Raw genomic sequence first — 18,081 nt, 5'->3', positions numbered from 1 at the left:
GCCAAAAACTACCGCGTTGTGGCAGCTAATTCATCGCGACCATGTTGTGAAATATCGAACCCACTGGGGGGTCTAATGAAAACCAAGCGATTCATGGCTGTGGCGCTGACCACTGCGCTGTCTGCCGGCGCACTGTACGGTAGCGTAGCCACTGCGGATACTCTGGATACCGTTCTGAAGGTTGGTGAGCAGAAAACTGCTGCCGCAACTGCATCTCAAAAGCGCATCGACAAGATCGCTCAGGAAACCTCTGACCTGCTGCAGCAGTTCAAGGTAGTGAACAAAGAGATCGACGGTCTGCGCGTGTACAACCGTCAGCTCGAAAAGCAGCTGGCTAACCAGCTGAGCGTGATCAAGGATCTGGACGAGTCCATCGACCAGGTAACCGTGATCGAGCGTCAAATCCAGCCCCTGATCCTGCGTATGCTGGACGGCCTGGAGCAGTTCATCGAACTGGATGCCCCCTTCAAGCTGGCCGAGCGTAAGGCCAACCTCGCAGGCGTGAAGAACAATATGGACCGTTCCGATATCACTGTAGCGGAGAAATTCCGTCAGGTGCTGGAACTGTACAACTTCGAAGCCGAATACGCGCGTAAGATCGACACCTACAACGACACCCTGAACGTAAATGGTCAGGATCGTGAAGTTAGCGTGCTTCAGGTCGGCCGTATCGCACTGGTAGCTCAGACCACCGACTCCAAAATCTCCCTGGCTTACGACAAAGCTCAGAAAGCATGGGTTGAGATCGACGCTGGCGAATACCGTCGCGCCATCCTGCAAGGTCTGAAAATCGCCAAGAAACAAGCTACCACCGACATCATGACTCTGCCGATTCCGGCTCCGGAGGCTGCGCAATGAAAACCATCGCCAAACGCGTATTAGCTGTAGCTGCCGCTGGTCTGATCAGCGTTTCCGCTGTAGCCCAAGACAAAGCTACCGACCTGGACCAGCTGCTGAAGATGGTTCAGAGCTCCAAGATCGCTGAATCCGCCGAGCACAAAAAGCGTGAAGACGACTTCCGTCGTCAAAAAGCTAACCAGGCCGGCCTGCTGAGCCAGGCTGAAAACACCCGCACTTCCGAAGAAGCCCGCTCTGCGGCGCTGGAGAAGAAGTACGAAGAGCAGGAACTGCTGGTTCAGCAGAAGCGTCAGCAGCTGGACGAGCGCCTCGGCTCTCTGAAAGAGCTGTTCGGCCACCTGACCTCTACCGCTGGTGACCTGCGCGCCAACCTGGACACCTCTCTGGTATCCGCCCAGTACCCGGGTCGCGCCGAGTTCCTCGATCAGCTGATCGACAAAATGAACTCCGCCACCAAACTGCCGACCATCCAGGAAATCGAGCGTCTGTGGTACGAACTGCAGCGTGAAACCGTGGAATCCGGCAAGATCGTCAAGTTCAACGGTACTGTGATCAAGCCCGATGGCGAGCAGACCGAGCAGGAAGTTGTGCGTGTTGGTAACTTCAACCTGGTTTCCAACGGCAAGTACCTGGAAATGAACGACAGCCTGAAAATGGCCGAGCTGATCCGTCAGCCCGACGGCAAGTTCCTGAGCATGGCTGCTGACCTGCAGGCTGCTACCAGTGGTTTCACTGCGTTCGGCGTTGACCCGACTGGTCCTACCGGCGGTTCCTACCTGAAGGCCATGATCAACAGCCCGAGCCTGGTTGAGCGTTGGCACCAGGGTGGCCCGGTTGGCTACGTAATCACCGCAGTAGGTGTGGTTGCAGTTCTGCTGGCTATCTGGCGTCTGCTGGTGCTGTCCGGTGTGAACTCCAAGGTTAATGCCCAGCTGCGCTCTTCCACTCCGAACACCAACAACCCGCTGGGTCGTGTTCTGGCTGTGGCCGAAGAGAACAAAGGCATTGACGGCGAGACCCTGGAACTGAAGATGGAAGAAGCGGTGCTGAAAGAGCGTCCGGCCATCGAATCCGGTCTGAACCTGCTGAAGATCATCGCCATGGTGGCCCCGCTGCTGGGTCTGCTGGGTACCGTTACCGGTATGATCGTTACCTTCCAGGCGATCACCATCTTCGGCGCGGGCGATCCCAAGGCTATGGCCGGCGGTATCTCCTCTGCACTGGTAACCACCGTTCTGGGTCTGGTCGTGGCTATCCCGACCGTGCTGCTGCACACCATCGTGAACGGCCGTGCCAAGCGTATCCTGCACATTCTGGACGAACAGAGTGCCGGTATCATTGCAGAAAACGCTGAGCGTAAATAAGAGGAGGCGGCAACATGCACGCATTGAATGACGCATGGGCCGCCGTCAACGCCTTTATGGCGTCGGGCGGGCCAGTACTACTCCTGATCGCCGGCCTGACCTTCTTCATGTGGACGCTGATTTTCGAGCGGGTCTTTTACTTCAAGGGTGGTCTGAAGCGCGATGTTCAGACCGCTATGGACGCCTGGGAGGCGCGCCCCGAGCGCAAATCCTGGAATGCCCACCAGATCCGTCATGCACTGATTTCCCGGGTATCCGAGAAGATCGACAGCAATATGGACATGATCCAGACCTGTGTTGCCCTGGCGCCGTTGTTCGGCCTGCTGGGCACCGTATGGGGCATGATCAACGTGTTCGAAGTGCTCGCGATCACCGGTGGTGGTGATGCAAAGCAAATGGCCAGCGGTGTATCCATGGCCACCATCCCGACAATGGCGGGTATGGTGACCGCACTGTCTGGGGTGTTTGCCAACACCTACATCACCCGTACCGCGCAGCGCGAGACTCAGCTGCTGGCAGACCATCTGACGATGGATCACTGACGGCACCACAATAAAGGTGTGCGGGTGCTGTTCTCAGGAATAGGCCCCGCAGACCGGAAGGTTTAGCCAATTCAGGGAGTTTTCACTAACACTTAGGGTGCAGTGAGAACTCCACAAGGCCAAATCTCGCTATTAGCATTTCGCTAGAGAGAGTTGCAATGAGCAGAAAACAGACTACGGCAGAAGAAGAAGGCCAAGCGATTGACCTCACGCCCATGCTGGACGTGGTGTTCATCATGCTGATCTTCTTCATCGTCACCGCGACCTTTATCAAGGAGCCAGGCGTCGATGTTGTTAAGCCGGAAGCGACAACCGCTGAACTCAAAGCCGCCTCTATTCTGGTAGCGATTAACGACAACAACGAAATCTGGATTGCCAAAGAGCAAGTAGATGACCGCCTGGTGAAAAACACCCTGGAGCGTCTCTACGCAGAAAACCCGAAAGGGTGGTTGGTAATTCAGCCCGATAAAAAGGCGAGTATCGAGAAGGTTGCCCTGATCGCGGACGCGGCCAGGAAGATCGGAATCGAGAAAGTGTCGGTCGCTACAGAGAAGAGTTAACAGCTATGAACCCGGTAAGACTAGTTGGGGCGGGTGCGCTGGCGGTAGCCACCACTTTTGCCCTGATCTTCACCATGCATCAGCTGATTGAAGCCAACATGAAAGCTCCTGAGGAAGAGGAGCAGATCAAGGTGGCCGACATCGTGATGCCGGAACAGAAGATCGAAACCCAATACGATACCAGCAAGCCGGACAAGCCTGACGAGCCCGAGCAGCCGCCGCCCGATATGCCGGAGCCGGAATTTGACCAGCCGGATGTGGACAATGCGTTGAACATGTCCGCGCCGAGGGCAAATGCCGACCTGAAGGTGGGTGGTATCGGCGGTTTCGCCACCGAAGGTGACTACCTGCCGATCGTTAAGGTTCAGCCGGAGTATCCGCGCCGCGCACTGCAACGCGGTATCGAAGGCTGGGTGGTTGTTGAATACACCGTGACCAAAAACGGTTCTGTACGTGACCCGATTGTGGTGGAAGCCTTCACTCTGGATGGCAACCCGACCACTATCTTCAACAGCGCTGCCGTGAAGTCAGCCCTGAAGTACAAGTACAAGCCGCGGGTTGTTGACGGTGAGCCGATTGAAGTGCCTGGTGTAAAAACCAAGATCAGCTTCAACCTGGCCAAGAACTGATAGGGGACGCATATGAACATGACGACCGTGACGAAAGGCCTGTCCAAACTCGTCCTGCGCACGTCCGTAGCGCTGCCCCTGTTGCTGGCACCGGCCGTGAGTGTGACCGTACTGGAAGCCGTCGGCGTATCCGGTTCCTTTGCCCAGGCGCAGGCCGCCGAGCAGAAGACCCGCAAGACCCCGGCCATGCGTGAAAGTGCGTTCAAATACCTGGGCAAGGCACAGGAAGCTGCGGAAGCGCAGAACTTCCAGGGTGCTTTGGCGGCGCTGAAGGAAATGGAAGCCGGTAAGGACAAACTGAACGGCTACGAAGCCGCGCAGATGTACTACTTCTACGGCTACGTTTACTACAGCATGGAGAACTATAAGCAGGCGATTGCTTACTACCAGAAAGTGCTGCAGCAGGGTGAAGAAAACCTGCCGGTAGCGCTGGAAGTGGGGACCCTGCTGACCATCGCCCAGTTGTACTTCGTGACCGAAGACTACAAGCAGGCAGTGAACTACCTGAACAAGTGGTTTGCTGTTGCCGACAACATCAACGCGGACTCCTACGCCCTGCGCGCCCAGGCATACTACCAGTTGGGTGACAACGCCAAGGCACTTGCCGATATGAACAAAGCCGTGTCTATGTTCGAAAAGGAAGGCAAGATACCGAAGGAGAACTGGTACGGCTTGCAGCGTTTCTTGTACTACGATAAGAACGACTACAAGCAGGTCACCAATATCCTTGAGAAGCTGGTGAAGCACTACCCGAAAGGGGAGTACTACAAGCAGCTGGCAGGTATGTACGGCGAACTGAAGCGTGAAGACGATATGCTTCACATGATGGAAGCCGCTTACATTGCCGGTGCCCTGCAGAAAGAGAAAGAGCTGTTGAACATGGCTTATCTCTACATGGGCGCGGAAATGCCGTACAAGGGTGCCAAGGTCATCGACAAGGGCATCAAGGAGAAGAAGATCGAGCGCACCTCCAAGAATCTGGAAACCCTGGCTCAGGCGTACCAGATGGCTCAGGAGCTGCAGAAGTCGATCCCCGAGCTGGAAGCAGCTGCCAGCATGTCTGACAAGGGTGATATCTACTCGCGTCTGGCCGGTATTTACCTGGACCTGGACAAGAACGATAAAGCCGTAGACATGGGCGCGAAAGCGCTGAAGAAGGGCGGTATCAAGCGCCCGGATCAGCTCTACATCGTACTGGGTATGGCCAACGCCAACCTGAAGAAGTACGACGACTCCTTGAAGTTCTTCAAGAAAGCACTGGATGACAAACGCTCCGAGAAGTTTGCCAAACAGTGGATCACTTTCGTAGAAAGTGAACAGGAGCGGGAAAAGCAGCTGGCAATGTAATCAATACATCTGCCGGAGGTTTGATCCGAGCCAGAAAGGCCGCACTGAGTGCGGCCTTTTTTTTTGCCTGTAATTTACCTATTGCTGGCGCAAATATAGACAATTATTGAGAATTATTTGCACTTTCGCCCAAATCAACTAAATACTGAAAGTAGCTGATCAGCTTTTTCCTCCGCGCCACTGCATGCGAGCTGGCGCGACCTTTCAACACCTGAAAATAAAAAGGAGAGGTGTTTATGGAACAGGCTTATCCGCTCAATTCCAGTCCTCAATTTTCCAATCCAATATCCATACCCCTGAAATCAGCGCAGTTGTTGCGCAGCGGCGGTTTTGCGCTCGGTGTAACCGGTTTGCTCGTGTTTGGGATGACGCAGCTCATCGCGACAGACTATCGGGCGCCGGTGGATGAACCGCCAGCGGTTATTGCACCGATCCACATGCCGAAGGTAACGCCCACGGTGCATAAGTCAGACCCGGTGCTGAAGCCACAAGAGATACCCCCACCGCTGCCAAGGGTGCAGGTGAATCGCCAGGTTGAAGCCGAGGATTTGCCCACAGGGATAAATGCACCGGTGGTTGGTGGCGAAAAACATGGCCCGATAGCAGTGAATGCTGATCCGTTGCCCATCTACAAACCCGCGCCGCAGTACCCGCGTCGCGCCCTGGCGCGGGGAATCGAGGGCTATGTGGTAGTTGAGTTCACCATCACCAAAAACGGCAGTGTGAGAGATCCGTTTGTGGTTGGTGGCTACGACAGCGCGGGCCTGCCCACGGATGTATTCAACGGTGCAGCGCTGAATGCGGTGGAACGCTTCAAATACCGCCCGCCGATGTCCGAGGGGCAGGCGGTGGAACAGCACGGGGTGCGCAACCGCATCTCTTTCAAATTGGCTCAATAACGGGAGGTGCATAAAAAAATAGCGGGCATTGCCCGCTATTTTTTTCAGAAGGGAGATCAATCGATCTCGCGCACTGCCCCCCGGTCGGCGCTGGTGGCGAGCAGGGCGTAGGCCTTGAGTGCCTTGCTGACCTTGCGCGGGCGGGGCTTGGCCGGTTTCCAGCCGTCGGCGCCCTTGTGGTTCATGGCCTCGCGGCGGCGGTGCCATTCTGCCTCCGGAATATCCACTTCGATCAGACGGTTGGGGATATCGATGCGCACGAGGTCGCCATCCTGCACCAGGCCGATATTGCCGCCGCCGGCTGCTTCCGGGGACACGTGGCCGATGGAGAGGCCGGAGGTGCCACCGGAGAAACGGCCATCGGTGATCAGGGCGCAGGATTTACCCAGCCCCTTGGATTTCAGGTAACTGGTGGGGTAGAGCATTTCCTGCATGCCGGGACCGCCCTTGGGGCCCTCGTAGCGCACGATCACCGCTTCCCCTTCCTTCACCTTGCCCGCAAGAATATTTGCCACCGCGTCTTCCTGGCTCTCGACGATGTGCGCCGGGCCCTCGAAGTGCCACAGCTCTTCTTCCACGCCGGAGGTTTTCACCACGCAGCCATCCGGCGCCAGATTGCCGAACAGCACCGCGAGACCGCCCTCCTGTGAGTAAGCGTGCTCGACGGAGCGGATACAGCCGTTCTCGCGGTCCCCGTCCAGATTGTTCCAGCGGCAGTCCTGGCTGAAGGCCTGCTGGGTGGGAATGCCCGCAGGACCGGCGCGGAAGAATTTATGCACTTCCGCATTGTCGGTACGGCGGATATCCCACTCTTCCAGCGCTTCGCGGAAGGTGCGGCTGTGTACCGTGGGCAGGCTGGCGTCGAACAGGCCGCCGGCTTCCAGCTCGCCGAGAATCGACATCACGCCACCGGCGCGGTGCACATCCTCGATATGGTATTTCTGAGTATTCGGCGCCACCTTGCACAGCTGCGGGATCTTGCGCGACAGCCGGTCGATATCCGCGAGGGTGAAGTCCACCTCGCCTTCCTGGGCCGCGGCCAGCAGGTGCAGGATGGTGTTGGTGGAACCGCCCATGGCGATGTCCAGTGCCATGGCGTTGTTGAACGCGGCGCGGCTGGCGATGGAGCGCGGCAGGGCTGAGAGGTCGTCCTCTTCGTAGTAACGCTTGGCCAGCGCGACAATCTCGCGGCCTGCACGGAGGAACAGTTGTTCGCGATCCGCGTGGGTGGCGAGCATGGTGCCGTTGCCGGGCAGCGACAGACCCAGCGCCTCGGTCAGGCAGTTCATGGAGTTGGCGGTGAACATGCCGGAACAGGAGCCGCAGGTAGGGCAGGCAGAGCGCTCGTACTCCGCCACCTGTTCGTCGGAGGCGGAGTCGGTGGCGGCGATAACCATCGCATCCACCAGGTCCAGCTTGTGGTCGGCGAGCTTGGTCTTGCCCGCTTCCATGGGGCCGCCGGAAACGAAGATCACCGGGATATTCAGGCGCAGCGCGGCCATCAGCATGCCGGGGGTAATCTTGTCGCAGTTGGAGATACACACCAGCGCATCGGCGCAGTGGGCGTTGACCATGTACTCCACCGAATCCGCGATGATCTCGCGGCTGGGCAGGCTGTAGAGCATACCGTCGTGGCCCATGGCGATACCGTCGTCCACGGCGATGGTGTTGAACTCCTTCGCCACGCCGCCGGCTTTTTCGATCTCCCGCGCCACCAGCTGGCCCATATCTTTCAGGTGCACGTGTCCGGGCACAAACTGGGTAAACGAGTTGGCCACGGCGATGATGGGCTTGTGGAAATCTTCATCCTTCATGCCGGTGGCGCGCCACAGGGCGCGGGCGCCGGCCATGTTACGGCCGGCGGTGGAGGTGCGGGAGCGGTACTGAGGCATAGTGATTCGCGTTGTTCTGATAAATGACAGCATTCAGTAAAAACGGCCGCCCGGATTGCGGGCGGGAAGCGCGACAGCGTAGCAAAATGCAAGGAGTTTTGCGCGGTTGCCGGCCGACGGGGAAAACCGCGCATGGTCTGTCCGAAAAGTTTGCTGGTCTCGGCAAACCTATTGCTTGGTGAGCCGCTTGCGCAAAACACGGGAGTTGCGCTGGATGTTGTACAGGGACTTACGGGTGGCGGGCAGGTCGCTCACTTCCACCTGGGTAAACCCGTGCTCGATAAACCAGTGTTCGGTCTGGGTGGTGAGCACGAAGATCTCCGGCAGATCCAGTGCCTTCGCCTGTCGCTCCATATGCTGCAACAGCTTGGCGCCGCGGCCGCCGCCGCGGAATTCCGGGTGAATCGCCACACAGGCAATCTCTGCGGCAATGGTGTCGCCCTGTTCGTCCAGAATCGGATACAGCGCGGCGCAGGCCACGGTGGTGCCATCCACTTCCACCAGGGTGAAATGATCGATTTCCGCCTCGAGCTTTTCCCGAGAGCGGCGCACCAGAATGCCCTGTTTTTCCAGCGGCCGGATCAGGCCGAGGATACCGCCCACATCGTTGATCCGTGCGCGCCGCACAACTTCGTAGCTGTCGCGATAGATCATGGTGCCGGTGCCCTCGCGGCTGAACAACTCCTGCAGCAGCGCGCCATCCTCTGCGTAGCTCAGCAGGTGCGCGCGGGGGGTGCCCGCATTACAGGCGGCGAGCGCGCAGTTCAGGGTCTCACTGTCGATGGCCTCCGCGGCTTCTTCCGCCTGATTGATGCTGAGGTCGTATACCGCCTCACCATCGATCTCGAGGAACGGCTGGTCGCGGAACAGGATCAGTTTTTCCGCCTTGAGCGCCTTGGCGGCCTCAGCGGCGAGATCCAGATAGTTGAGGCTGAACAGCTCGCCAGTGAGCGACGTGCCCAGCGGCGAAAGCACCACCAGCGAGCTCTCGTCCAGGGCGCGGGTAATGGCCGGCACCTCCATGCGCCGCACCTTGCCGGTCCAGCCCATATCGGTACCGTCGATAATGCCGACAGGACGCGCGGTGACGAAGTTGCCGGAAATCACCTTCAGCGCGGAACGCGCCATGGGGGAATCCGGTAGCCCCTGGGAAAACGCGGCCTCGATTTCGAAGCGCAGTTTGCCGATGGCGGCCTTGATGATTTCCAGGGTGTCGCGGTCGCTGATGCGGGTATTGCCGTAAAAACGGCTCTGGATGCCGGTGCTCTCCAGGGCGCGATTCACCTGCGCGCGCGCGCCGTGCACCACCACCAGGCGCATGCCGAGGCTGATCAGCAGCGTCAGGTCGTGCACCAGGTTGCGGAAATTTTCGTGCTCAAAGCCCTCTCCGGGAATCGCAACCACCAGGGTTCGCCCGCGCAAGTCGTTGATGTAGGGCGCGGCGTTTCGGAACCAATTGAGAGTTGAGTTTTCGGTATCCACTATCTCTTCGCTTCAGCAGGTGAATTCGTTAGGGGTGCAATATACCGCATTTTCTGCGGACACCTATCTTTGCTGGAGGCAAAAGCGCCCAATCATCTGTTTCAGAATGTCCACCATCGGATCAATGCGCTCGAGACCCAGGTATTCATCCGGCTGGTGCGCCTGGTCGATATCACCGGGGCCGAGCACGATGGTCTGCATCCCCAGCTTCTGTAGAAAGGGCGCCTCGGTGGCGAAGGCGACGCTTTCCGCACTGTGGCCGGTCAGCTGTTCCGCCACTTTCACCAGCTCCGATTGTGCCGGCTCCTCATAGGGCTCCACATCGCCGATCAACGGCACCAGTTCGAATGAAATTTTCTCGCCCTGAATGCAGTTCTTCAGGCGCTGGTGCAATTCTCCGCGCAGCTCCTCCATGGGCATCCCCGGCAGCGGGCGCAGGTCGAACTGCAGTTCGGTGTGGCCGCAGATACGGTTGGGATTGTCGCCGCCGTGAATGCAGCCGAGATTCAGCGTCGGCACCTGCACCGCAAAACCGGGATTCCGGTAGCGGCTCTGCCACTCGCTGCGCAGTTTTAGAATTTCCCCCATGGCACCGTGCATGGCTTCCAGGGCACTGGCGCCGTATTCTGGGTTCGACGAGTGACCCGCCTGGCCGGTGATACGCAGCGCATGCATCATCATGCCCTTGTGCATACGAATCGGCTTGAGCCCGGTGGGTTCACCGATGATGGCGTAACGGGCTTTCGGGATACCGGCTTTTACCAGCGCGCGGGCGCCGGCCATCGAGGTTTCCTCGTCGGCGGTGGCGAGAATAATCAGCGGCTGCTGCAGTGGCTTGTCGACAAAGGCCTTGGCCGCTTCGATCGCGATAGGAAAAAAGCCCTTCATATCGGTGCTGCCGAGACCGTAGAAACGGTTGTCGCGCTCGCTGAGCTTGAACGGATCCGACTGCCAGCGGTTGTCATCGTAAGGCACGGTATCGGTATGGCCGGAGAGCACCAGCCCGCCATCGCCGCGGCCGAGTGTGGCGATGAGATTGGCTTTATGCAGCTGGCCGTCGATGGGCATGATCTGCACTTCAAAGCCGAGAGTGTCCAGCCATGCCGCCAGCAGATCGATGACACCGCGGTTGCCCATGTCGAGCTTGGGGTTGGTGGCACTGACGCTCGGGCTGGCGACCAGTTGCTGTAATTGTTGCTGCAACGAGGGCAGCGTACGGGCGTTCATGGTGACGATCCTTGCTTGAACAATTTTGGGGTTTACCGGCGCTTACTGTGCCACTCGCTGAGAACAACAGCGACAAGAATCAGCAGGCCGCCGGCGAGCAGTCGCGGCAGGTCCGCATCGCGATTCCATATCAGCAGGTTTACCAACAGCCCCGCCGGAATCAGCACGTTGTTCATTGCCGCGAGGGTGCCTGGGGAAACCTGTGTTGCGCCCTTGTTCCAGAGAAAATAGCCCACTCCCGAGGCTACGGCACCGAGCCATACCAGCACACCCCACTGGGCCACATTTGATGGATATTTGGGGGCACCGAGCGCGACCCAGGCGATGCTGGCCACAATGCTGGCGCCGATAAAAAACCAGCCGAAGGTCTGCCGCGGCGGCAGTGGTTCCGTGCGCGCGCGGGAGGATTGCATAAACTGCCTGTAGGCCACCTGGCCTGTGGCGAAGCACAGGTTGGCGCCCTGCACAACCAAAAAGCCTTTCCAGTAGTCGCCGCTCAGGTCGTTCCAGCGGATGATCGCGGCACCTATGACGGCGATAGCGGCCACCAGCAGGTTCCAAAAGGAGAATCGCCGCGCCAGCAGGTCGTAGATCAGCGCGATATACACCGGGGTGAAAATGGTGAACAGCAGTACCTCGGGCACGCTGAGCAGCAGGAACGACTGGTAGTAGAACAGGTACATGAGCCCCAGCTGTACGGCACCGATGGCCATCAGTGTGAGCGCGGTACGCGGCGGTGTGCGCCAGTTGAGAAATGGCAGGAATACCAGGGTGGCGAGCAGCACCCGGGTGAGCACGGAAAAATAGCTGTCGACCTGGCCGGCGAGATAGACGCCGATCAGACTGAAGGAAAAGGCCCACAGCAGGGTAACGAGTATCAGCAGTAGCATGATTGGAAAAATACTTTGGTGAATATGCAGGCGGATTACAAATCGCTGGCGGCGTTAGCGCAACTCTGTGAGCGCTTGAAAAAAGTCCGCGCCTTCAGTTTCAACGCCAGCAATGGTCCGGGATCGAAAACCAACTGGCGCGGGCACGGGCGCGGCGAAGTGAGTGTTACCAGCTTCGGCGCCCATATTGTGTTCGATGAGCTGGCGGAATTTACCGATGCCGACGGCCATAAAGTCTCACTGCAAAACCGCTACCGCTGGACCCGCTGCCTCGACTCTGTGCGCCTGGAACATTTGCGCCGGGAAACTCCGGTGCTGCTGTTTAACCTGGTACCGGTCACCGAGCATGGCTTCCGCCATCAGGCACCACATCTGTGCGGCGACGATACCTACACCGCCGAGCTCCTGCTACACAGCGATAAAATCGAGTTGATCTGGCAGATCCACGGCCCGCGCAAGAACGAGCGTCTGCACTACCACTACTGGTAGTGCCTGCATTGCTATCGTCCCAGCCTCCCGCCTTTACAAGCCACAATGCCAATCTGTTGCGATGAGCGCCCCTGCTTTTGCGGTCAAATCAGGATACGCTCTCGGTGGTGCAAACTGGCGCCGCGCCAGAACTAAATAATGCTGCTGGCAGATGTGGGGAGAGATTTCATGCCGACCAAACGCCAATTACTCAAAGCTGCTGCACTGCTGGCGGTTACTCCGGGGCTGCCACTGCGTGCGGCAGAATCGCCGGCAAAAGAGAACAAGCCCGAGTCCCTGCTCGCGGGCGTAAAGCCAATTAGCATCGCCGAGCGGCAGGCGCGAGTGGCGCGGGCCCAGCAGCTGATGCAACAGTACGGTATCGACGCCATTGTGCTCGAGCCGGGGGCGGCGATGCTGTATTTCACCGGTATCCGCTGGTGGCGTTCCGAGCGCCTGACCTGTGTGGTCATTCCCCGGCGCGGTGATATCGCGGTGGTGACCCCCTTCTTCGAAGAGCCTTCCGTGCGTGAGTCGATGACCTTTGGCGAGGATGTGCGCACCTGGAATGAACACGAAAGCCCGTTTACGCGCATCGCCGGGGTGTTGAAAGACCGGGGCTTCAAATCCGGTGTCATTGGTCTCGAGGCCACGGTGCGCTGGTTTGTGGCCGATGGCATTCGCGATGCGCTGCCATCGTTCAAGCTGGTGAGCGCAGACCCGGTTACCCGCGGCTGCCGTATGCAGAAGAGCCCGGCGGAGCTGGCGCTGATGAAAAAGGCCAATGAGATTACCCTCGCTGCCTACGGCATGGTGTGGGATCAGCTGCGCCCGGGCATGACGCCGGCGGACGTGAACCAGAAAATGCAGGCTGCGCAGAGCGCACTGGGCGGGCAGGGTGTCTGGACCATGGCCCTGTTCGGCGAGGCCAGCGCCTATCCTCACGGCACCGATCAGCCGCAACAAATCCGCGAGGGTCAGATTGTGCTGATGGATTGCGGTTGCAGTGTCGAGGGTTACCAGTCTGATATTTCGCGGACCTTTGTCTACGGTGAGCCCAGCAAGAAACAGCAGCAGATCTGGCAGCTGGTGCGGGAGGGGCAGAACGTGGCGTTCGAGGCGGCCAAACTCGGCGCCCCGGCGGGCAGCATCGACGATGCGGTGCGGGCGTTTTACCTGAAGCATGGTTTCGGGCCCGACTACCGCCTGCCCGGGCTTTCCCACCGCACCGGACACGGCATCGGCATGGAGGGGCATGAGCCGGTGAACTTCGTACGCGGGGAGAAAACCGAGCTGGCGCCCGGCATGTGTTTTTCCAATGAACCGGGCCTCTATCTCCCCGGTGAGTTCGGCGTGCGCCTGGAGGATTGCCTGTACATGACCGCCGATGGCCCCGCCTGGTTTACCGTGCCTCCGGAAAGTCTTACCAGCCCTCTGGGGCGTCTGGGGTAACTCTTTCTGAAGTTACCCTTGGGGGCGCGGGCGGAAGAAGGTCGCCCACTCCCCCCCACCCTTCATTTCTGTTTCCCGCCTCGATCAAAGGCTGATCTGGCCGCGCAGGTACGTGACCGCGCGCCCGCGCATCAGCACGCGCCCGCCTGCCAGTTCGCAATCCAGGTCGCCGCCACGGGGCGAGATCTGTTTGGCCTTGAGGCGGGTTTTATCCAGCTTCTGCGCCCAGAACGGCACTAGCCGGGTGTGCGCGGAGCCGGTCACCGGGTCTTCGTCGATACCAATGGCGGGGGAGAAGAAGCGGCTGACGAAGTCGCAGTCAAATCCTTCGCCCGGCGCGGTGCAGATCAGGCCCTTGTAGGGCAGCTTCAACAGCGCACGCATATCCGGTGACAGGCCGGCAACCACCTCGGCGGAGGTAAACTCCAGCAGCAGCTGGTCGTCGGAGCCGGCCACTTCCAGTGCGCATAAAGGCGCCGCACCAAGGGCCTGTGCATAGTTTTCCGTCAGCGGGATTTCGCGGTTTACCTGTGCCGGGAAGTCCAGTGTCAGCAGCTCGCCCTCATAGCGCACGATCAGCTCGCCGCTGCGGGTATAAAAGTGAATTTCCGCCTCGGTAAAGCCCAGTTCCGTCCACAGCAGGTGTGCGGTGACCAGGGTGGCATGGCCGCACAATGGGACTTCTTCGCCGGGGGTGAACCAGCGCAGCTCGAAACCGTTGCCGGCGGGTACCGTAAAGGCGGTTTCCGCGAGATTGTTTTCCGCGGCGATCTGCTGCAGTAGCTGGTCGTCTAGCCAGCGGGTCAGGGGTATATAGGCAGCGGGGTTGCCTTTGAACAGTTCGGAGGTGAAGGCGTCGGCCTGGTAGATGGGCAGTTGCATGGTAAGTTGCATGGGAGTTTCCTTCTCTCAAATGCCGGAAATAAAACCAATAAAAAAGGGAGCACGAGGCTCCCTTTTTAACAGGTGAAGTCGGCAGCGGCTATTGCCAGCCAAACACACCCTTGAAGAAGAAGAAGAACAGGATCGCCAGACCGGCGCCCGCGGGCAGGGTGACAATCCAGGAGGCGACGATGGTGGTGATCATGCGCAGGTTTAGTGCGCCGATACCGCGCGCCAGGCCCACGCCGAGCACCGCGCCGACGAGAGTGTGGGTGGTAGAGATCGGCAGACCGGTGCCGGAGGCCAGCACCACGGTGGAGGCGGCGCCCAGCTCGGCGGCGAAACCGCGGCTCGGGGTCAGCTCGGTGATCTTCTGGCCGATGGTGGCCATCACCTTGAAGCCGTAGGTGGCGAGACCCACCACGATACCGATACCCCCCAGCAGCAGGATCCATGACGGCATAACGGCCTTGGCAGTCACTGCACCCTGTTGCACGGTGTTGACGATCGCCGCCAGCGGGCCGACCGCATTGGCCACGTCGTTGGAACCGTGGGCAAACGCCATGGCACAGGCGGTGAAGATCATCAGGATGGCGAACACGCGCTCCACGTTGGCGAAACGGTTGCCGCGCTCGCGCTCAGGATCGCGCTTGATGCGTTTGATCATCGCCATACCCACGCCCATCACGATCAGGCCCGCAACACCGGCAATCAGCGCATCCTGCCAGAAGCTCAGCTTGATATTGGCATCGGCCAGCACGTGCTTGAGACCCTTTGTCAGCGTCACCATGGCGATCATCCAGCCCACTGCGAACATGTAGATCGGGATGTAGCGCTTGGCGTTGGTGAAGGGATCTTCGGTATTGAGGATCAGGCGCTGTACGCTTCTAAACAGCAGGAACGAGAAGGTGCCCGCCAACACCGGGGATACCACCCAGCTGGCGACGATGCTGCCCACCTTGCCCCAGGCCACCGCGTCCACGGAAATGCCCACCGCAGAGAAGCCGACAATGGCGCCGACGATGGAGTGGGTGGTGGAAACCGGCCAGCCGAGGATACTCGCGATCATCAGCCAGGTGCCCGCAGCCAACAGGGCGGAGAGCATGCCGTAGATCAGCAGTTCCGGTTTATCGGTAAACAGGTCCGGAGAGATGATTCCCTTGCGGATGGTTGCGGTCACTTCGCCGCCGGCCAGGTAGGCACCGGCGAATTCGAAGATCATGGCGATAATGATCGCCTGCTTGATGGTCAGCGCGCGGGAACCCACAGAGGTTCCCATGGCGTTGGCCACGTCGTTTGCGCCCACGCCCCAAGCCATAAAGAAGCCGAAGACGCAGGCCAGAATCAGAAAGATGTGGCCGTACTGAGCAATGATATCCATGGAGCTTCCCCTTTAACGTGCCAGCAACAGCTGTAGCCGGTTGCCGACAGCGTGCGCGCGGTCGGCCAGGTCGCCGACCCACTCGATAACGCGATAGAGGAAAATCACGTCCACGGGAGGCAGTTCTTTTTCGATCTTGAACAGGGCGGAGCGCACCTGTACTTCGAGCTTGTCGGACTTGCGCTCGAGCTCGTCCAGCTCTTCGGTCATGCGCTGGGCGATATCCACTTCGCGACCGGCGAAGCCGGACTCCAGCAGTTCGTCCAGTTCGTTGATGGCGGTGAGCGCCTGGGCGGAGGCGGCCACGGCACTTTCCACGAAGGTGGTCATCATGGCCTGCAGCGCTTCCGGCACTTCCATCTGGCGGCCAATGGCGAGGCCGGCGATGTCCTGGGCGGTGTTGGCCACTTCGTCCTGGGCGTGCAGCAGTTCCAGCAGGTCGGTGCGGGACACCGGCATGAACAAGCTGTCCGGCAGGTGCAGGCGCAGGTCTTTCTTGATGTCGTCGGCGCGATTCTCGGTGGCGGAAATGCGCTGCTGGATGGTTTTAGCAGTGGTGTAGTCGCCCTGCATAAGGGCTTCAAAGAATGGCACCAGATCCGCTGACGCCTTGTGGGCAGTCGCCATGTGCTCCTTGATGGGCTTGATCGGCGAGCGGCCGAACAGGTTGGCGATATTGGACAGGGGCATGGTTTGTTCCTTTTTCCGGTCCTGACAGTTGGTCGAAAAGCCACCGCGGGTGGCCAAATTTGGCGGCATGGTACCCCAACATCTGTCGAGGGCACAGTGACGCTTTGGTTTCGAGGATTTTCAGCGGACCTGCCGCACTGTTGCCGTCCGCTATAAGAGCTACAATGCGCCTTCACAATAAGCGTAGACGGGTGCAAGGATATGGCTGTGAGCAAAATGGCGGACCGGATTCTCGACCTGCCGGGGTTGCTGGAAGACCTGGTAAGCCAGGGGTATATCAGTCGCCCGGATGCCAACCGCCTGATCGGTACCCCGCGCACTGCCGAGCAGGCGCAGATGCACCCGCTCACCTATATCGCCAGCTGCGAGCTGCCCAACCTGAAAAAGCCGGGCAAGGCGCTGGACGCGGCAACGCTAACCCAGTGGCTGGCGGACACTTCCTCCCACGGCCTCTACCATATCGATCCGCTCAAGGTAAATGTGGCGGCGGTGACCGAGGTGATGAGTTTCCAGTTTGCCAAGCGCCACCAGATCCTGTGTGTGGAAGCGAGCAAGGAGATGCTGCTGGTGGCCACGGCCCAGCCCTACACCGCTGGCTGGGAAGAGCAGCTGGAGCACACCAGCGGGCGCACCGTGCAGCGGGTGGTGGCGGACCCGGCGGATATCAAACGCTACTGCACCGAGTTTTACTCCCTGGCCCACTCCATCACCGGTGCCAGCGGTCTCAAGGGCACCTCTGGTGCCAACAACTTCGAGCAGCTGCTGGAACTCGGCAACCTCAAGGACCCGGAAGCCAACGACCAGCACATCGTCAATATCGTCGACTGGCTGCTGCAGCACGCCTTCGACCAGCGCGCCAGTGACATCCATATCGAACCGCGCCGGGATATCGGGCGTATCCGCTTCCGCATCGACGGCATCCTGCACCCGATTCACGAGCTGCCGGATGCGGTGAACGCCGCCGTCACCAGCCGCCTGAAAATCCTCGGGCGCATGAATGTGGCGGAAAAGCGCAAGCCCCAGGACGGGCGCATCAAGACCAAGCGCCCGGACGGCAGTGAGGTGGAACTGCGACTCTCCACCCTGCCCACCGCCTTCGGCGAGAAACTGGTGATGCGGATTTTCGACCCCGAGGTGCTGGCGCGCTCCTACAATGACCTTGGTCTCGCCGGTGACGACCTTGAACGCTGGCAGACCATGCTCGGCCGTCCCAACGGTATTGTGCTGGTGACCGGTCCCACCGGATCCGGTAAAACCACCACCCTGTATACGGCGCTCAAACAGCTGGCCTCCACCGAGGTGAACGTCTCCACCATTGAAGACCCTATCGAAATGGTGGAAGAGAGTTTCAACCAGACCCAGGTGCACCACAGTATCGGCCTGGATTTCGCCGCCGGTATCCGCACCCTGATGCGCCAGGACCCGGACATCATCATGGTGGGGGAGATCCGCGACCTGGAAACCGCACAGATGGCGGTGCAGGCGGCGCTCACCGGCCACCTGGTGATTTCCACCCTG

17 protein-coding genes are annotated in these 18,081 nt (G+C 59.5%); 10 read left to right on the top strand and 7 right to left on the bottom strand.

The window, feature by feature from the left end; genetic code table 11:
* Positions 1–75: 75 nt before the first annotated feature.
* The 7 genes from VIL80_RS10835 to VIL80_RS10805 all read left to right on the top strand — a co-directional run bounded on the left by VIL80_RS10835 (position 76) and on the right by VIL80_RS10805 (position 6,199).
* Positions 76–858, top strand: a complete 783-nt coding sequence (locus VIL80_RS10835) for a DUF3450 domain-containing protein (RefSeq protein ID WP_332036128.1) — start codon at positions 76–78, stop codon at positions 856–858.
* Positions 855–2,222, top strand: coding sequence for a MotA/TolQ/ExbB proton channel family protein (locus VIL80_RS10830; RefSeq protein WP_332036127.1), 1,368 nt, complete (start codon positions 855–857; stop codon positions 2,220–2,222). Before VIL80_RS10835 ends, VIL80_RS10830 begins: the two co-directional genes overlap by 4 nt.
* Before the next feature lie 14 nt (positions 2,223–2,236).
* Positions 2,237–2,764 (top strand): MotA/TolQ/ExbB proton channel family protein, encoded by a 528-nt coding sequence (locus tag VIL80_RS10825; RefSeq protein WP_332036126.1) that lies wholly within the window; start codon positions 2,237–2,239, stop codon positions 2,762–2,764.
* Between the two features lie 158 nt (positions 2,765–2,922).
* Positions 2,923–3,324, top strand: a complete 402-nt coding sequence (locus VIL80_RS10820; RefSeq protein WP_318952941.1) for an ExbD/TolR family protein — start codon at positions 2,923–2,925, stop codon at positions 3,322–3,324.
* Positions 3,325–3,329: 5 nt separating this feature from the next.
* Complete coding sequence (locus VIL80_RS10815; RefSeq protein WP_332036125.1) at positions 3,330–3,953, top strand: energy transducer TonB; 624 nt, start codon at positions 3,330–3,332, stop codon at positions 3,951–3,953.
* A gap of 12 nt (positions 3,954–3,965) precedes the next feature.
* Complete coding sequence (locus tag VIL80_RS10810) at positions 3,966–5,300, top strand: tetratricopeptide repeat protein (protein WP_332036124.1); 1,335 nt, start codon at positions 3,966–3,968, stop codon at positions 5,298–5,300.
* 365 nt (positions 5,301–5,665) lie between these two features.
* Positions 5,666–6,199, top strand: coding sequence for an energy transducer TonB (locus VIL80_RS10805; RefSeq protein WP_332036123.1), 534 nt, complete (start codon positions 5,666–5,668; stop codon positions 6,197–6,199).
* Positions 6,200–6,255: 56 nt separating this feature from the next.
* On the opposite strand, the gene ilvD is transcribed toward VIL80_RS10805, so the two are convergent.
* The 4 genes from ilvD to VIL80_RS10785 all read right to left on the bottom strand — a co-directional run bounded on the left by ilvD (position 6,256) and on the right by VIL80_RS10785 (position 11,690).
* Entirely contained in the window at positions 6,256–8,091 is a 1,836-nt protein-coding gene (gene ilvD / locus VIL80_RS10800; protein WP_332036122.1) for a dihydroxy-acid dehydratase, read from the bottom strand.
* 168 nt (positions 8,092–8,259) lie between these two features.
* Positions 8,260–9,573 (bottom strand): amino-acid N-acetyltransferase, encoded by a 1,314-nt coding sequence (argA, locus tag VIL80_RS10795; RefSeq protein WP_332036121.1) that lies wholly within the window; start codon positions 9,571–9,573, stop codon positions 8,260–8,262.
* A gap of 63 nt (positions 9,574–9,636) precedes the next feature.
* The gene (argE, locus tag VIL80_RS10790) at positions 9,637–10,800 is read right to left on the bottom strand and encodes an acetylornithine deacetylase (protein ID WP_332036120.1); all 1,164 of its coding nucleotides are present in this window, start codon (positions 10,798–10,800) and stop codon (positions 9,637–9,639) included.
* A 32-nt stretch (positions 10,801–10,832) separates the two neighbouring features.
* Positions 10,833–11,690, bottom strand: a complete 858-nt coding sequence (locus VIL80_RS10785) for a carboxylate/amino acid/amine transporter (RefSeq protein ID WP_332036119.1) — start codon at positions 11,688–11,690, stop codon at positions 10,833–10,835.
* A gap of 24 nt (positions 11,691–11,714) precedes the next feature.
* Here VIL80_RS10785 and VIL80_RS10780 point away from each other — a divergent pair, with 24 nt between their 5' ends.
* Both VIL80_RS10780 and VIL80_RS10775 read left to right on the top strand, forming a co-directional pair.
* Positions 11,715–12,179 carry a DUF6314 family protein gene (locus VIL80_RS10780; RefSeq protein WP_332036143.1) on the top strand — a complete coding sequence of 155 codons (465 nt, stop codon included), beginning with the start codon at positions 11,715–11,717 and terminating at the stop codon, positions 12,177–12,179.
* A gap of 168 nt (positions 12,180–12,347) precedes the next feature.
* Positions 12,348–13,610 carry a M24 family metallopeptidase gene (locus VIL80_RS10775; protein ID WP_332036118.1) on the top strand — a complete coding sequence of 421 codons (1,263 nt, stop codon included), beginning with the start codon at positions 12,348–12,350 and terminating at the stop codon, positions 13,608–13,610.
* A gap of 84 nt (positions 13,611–13,694) precedes the next feature.
* On the opposite strand, the gene VIL80_RS10770 is transcribed toward VIL80_RS10775, so the two are convergent.
* The 3 genes from VIL80_RS10770 to VIL80_RS10760 all read right to left on the bottom strand — a co-directional run bounded on the left by VIL80_RS10770 (position 13,695) and on the right by VIL80_RS10760 (position 16,563).
* Positions 13,695–14,504: a PhzF family protein gene (locus VIL80_RS10770; protein ID WP_332036117.1), complete on the bottom strand. Its 810-nt coding sequence runs from the start codon at positions 14,502–14,504 to the stop codon at positions 13,695–13,697.
* Positions 14,505–14,592: 88 nt separating this feature from the next.
* Positions 14,593–15,873 (bottom strand): inorganic phosphate transporter, encoded by a 1,281-nt coding sequence (locus tag VIL80_RS10765; RefSeq protein WP_332036116.1) that lies wholly within the window; start codon positions 15,871–15,873, stop codon positions 14,593–14,595.
* Positions 15,874–15,885: 12 nt separating this feature from the next.
* On the bottom strand, positions 15,886–16,563 hold the full coding sequence (locus tag VIL80_RS10760; protein ID WP_332036115.1) for a TIGR00153 family protein: 678 nt from the start codon (positions 16,561–16,563) through the stop codon (positions 15,886–15,888).
* A gap of 201 nt (positions 16,564–16,764) precedes the next feature.
* On the opposite strand from VIL80_RS10760, the gene VIL80_RS10755 reads away from it, so the two are divergent.
* Positions 16,765–18,081: GspE/PulE family protein (locus VIL80_RS10755; protein WP_332036114.1), on the top strand; the 1,317-nt coding region annotated here is incomplete at its 3' end.

The sequence above is a fragment of the Microbulbifer sp. genome (assembly GCF_036563125.1).
Lineage (GTDB): Bacteria > Pseudomonadota > Gammaproteobacteria > Pseudomonadales > Cellvibrionaceae > Microbulbifer.
This window is presented reverse-complemented; position numbering and strand designations above follow the sequence as displayed.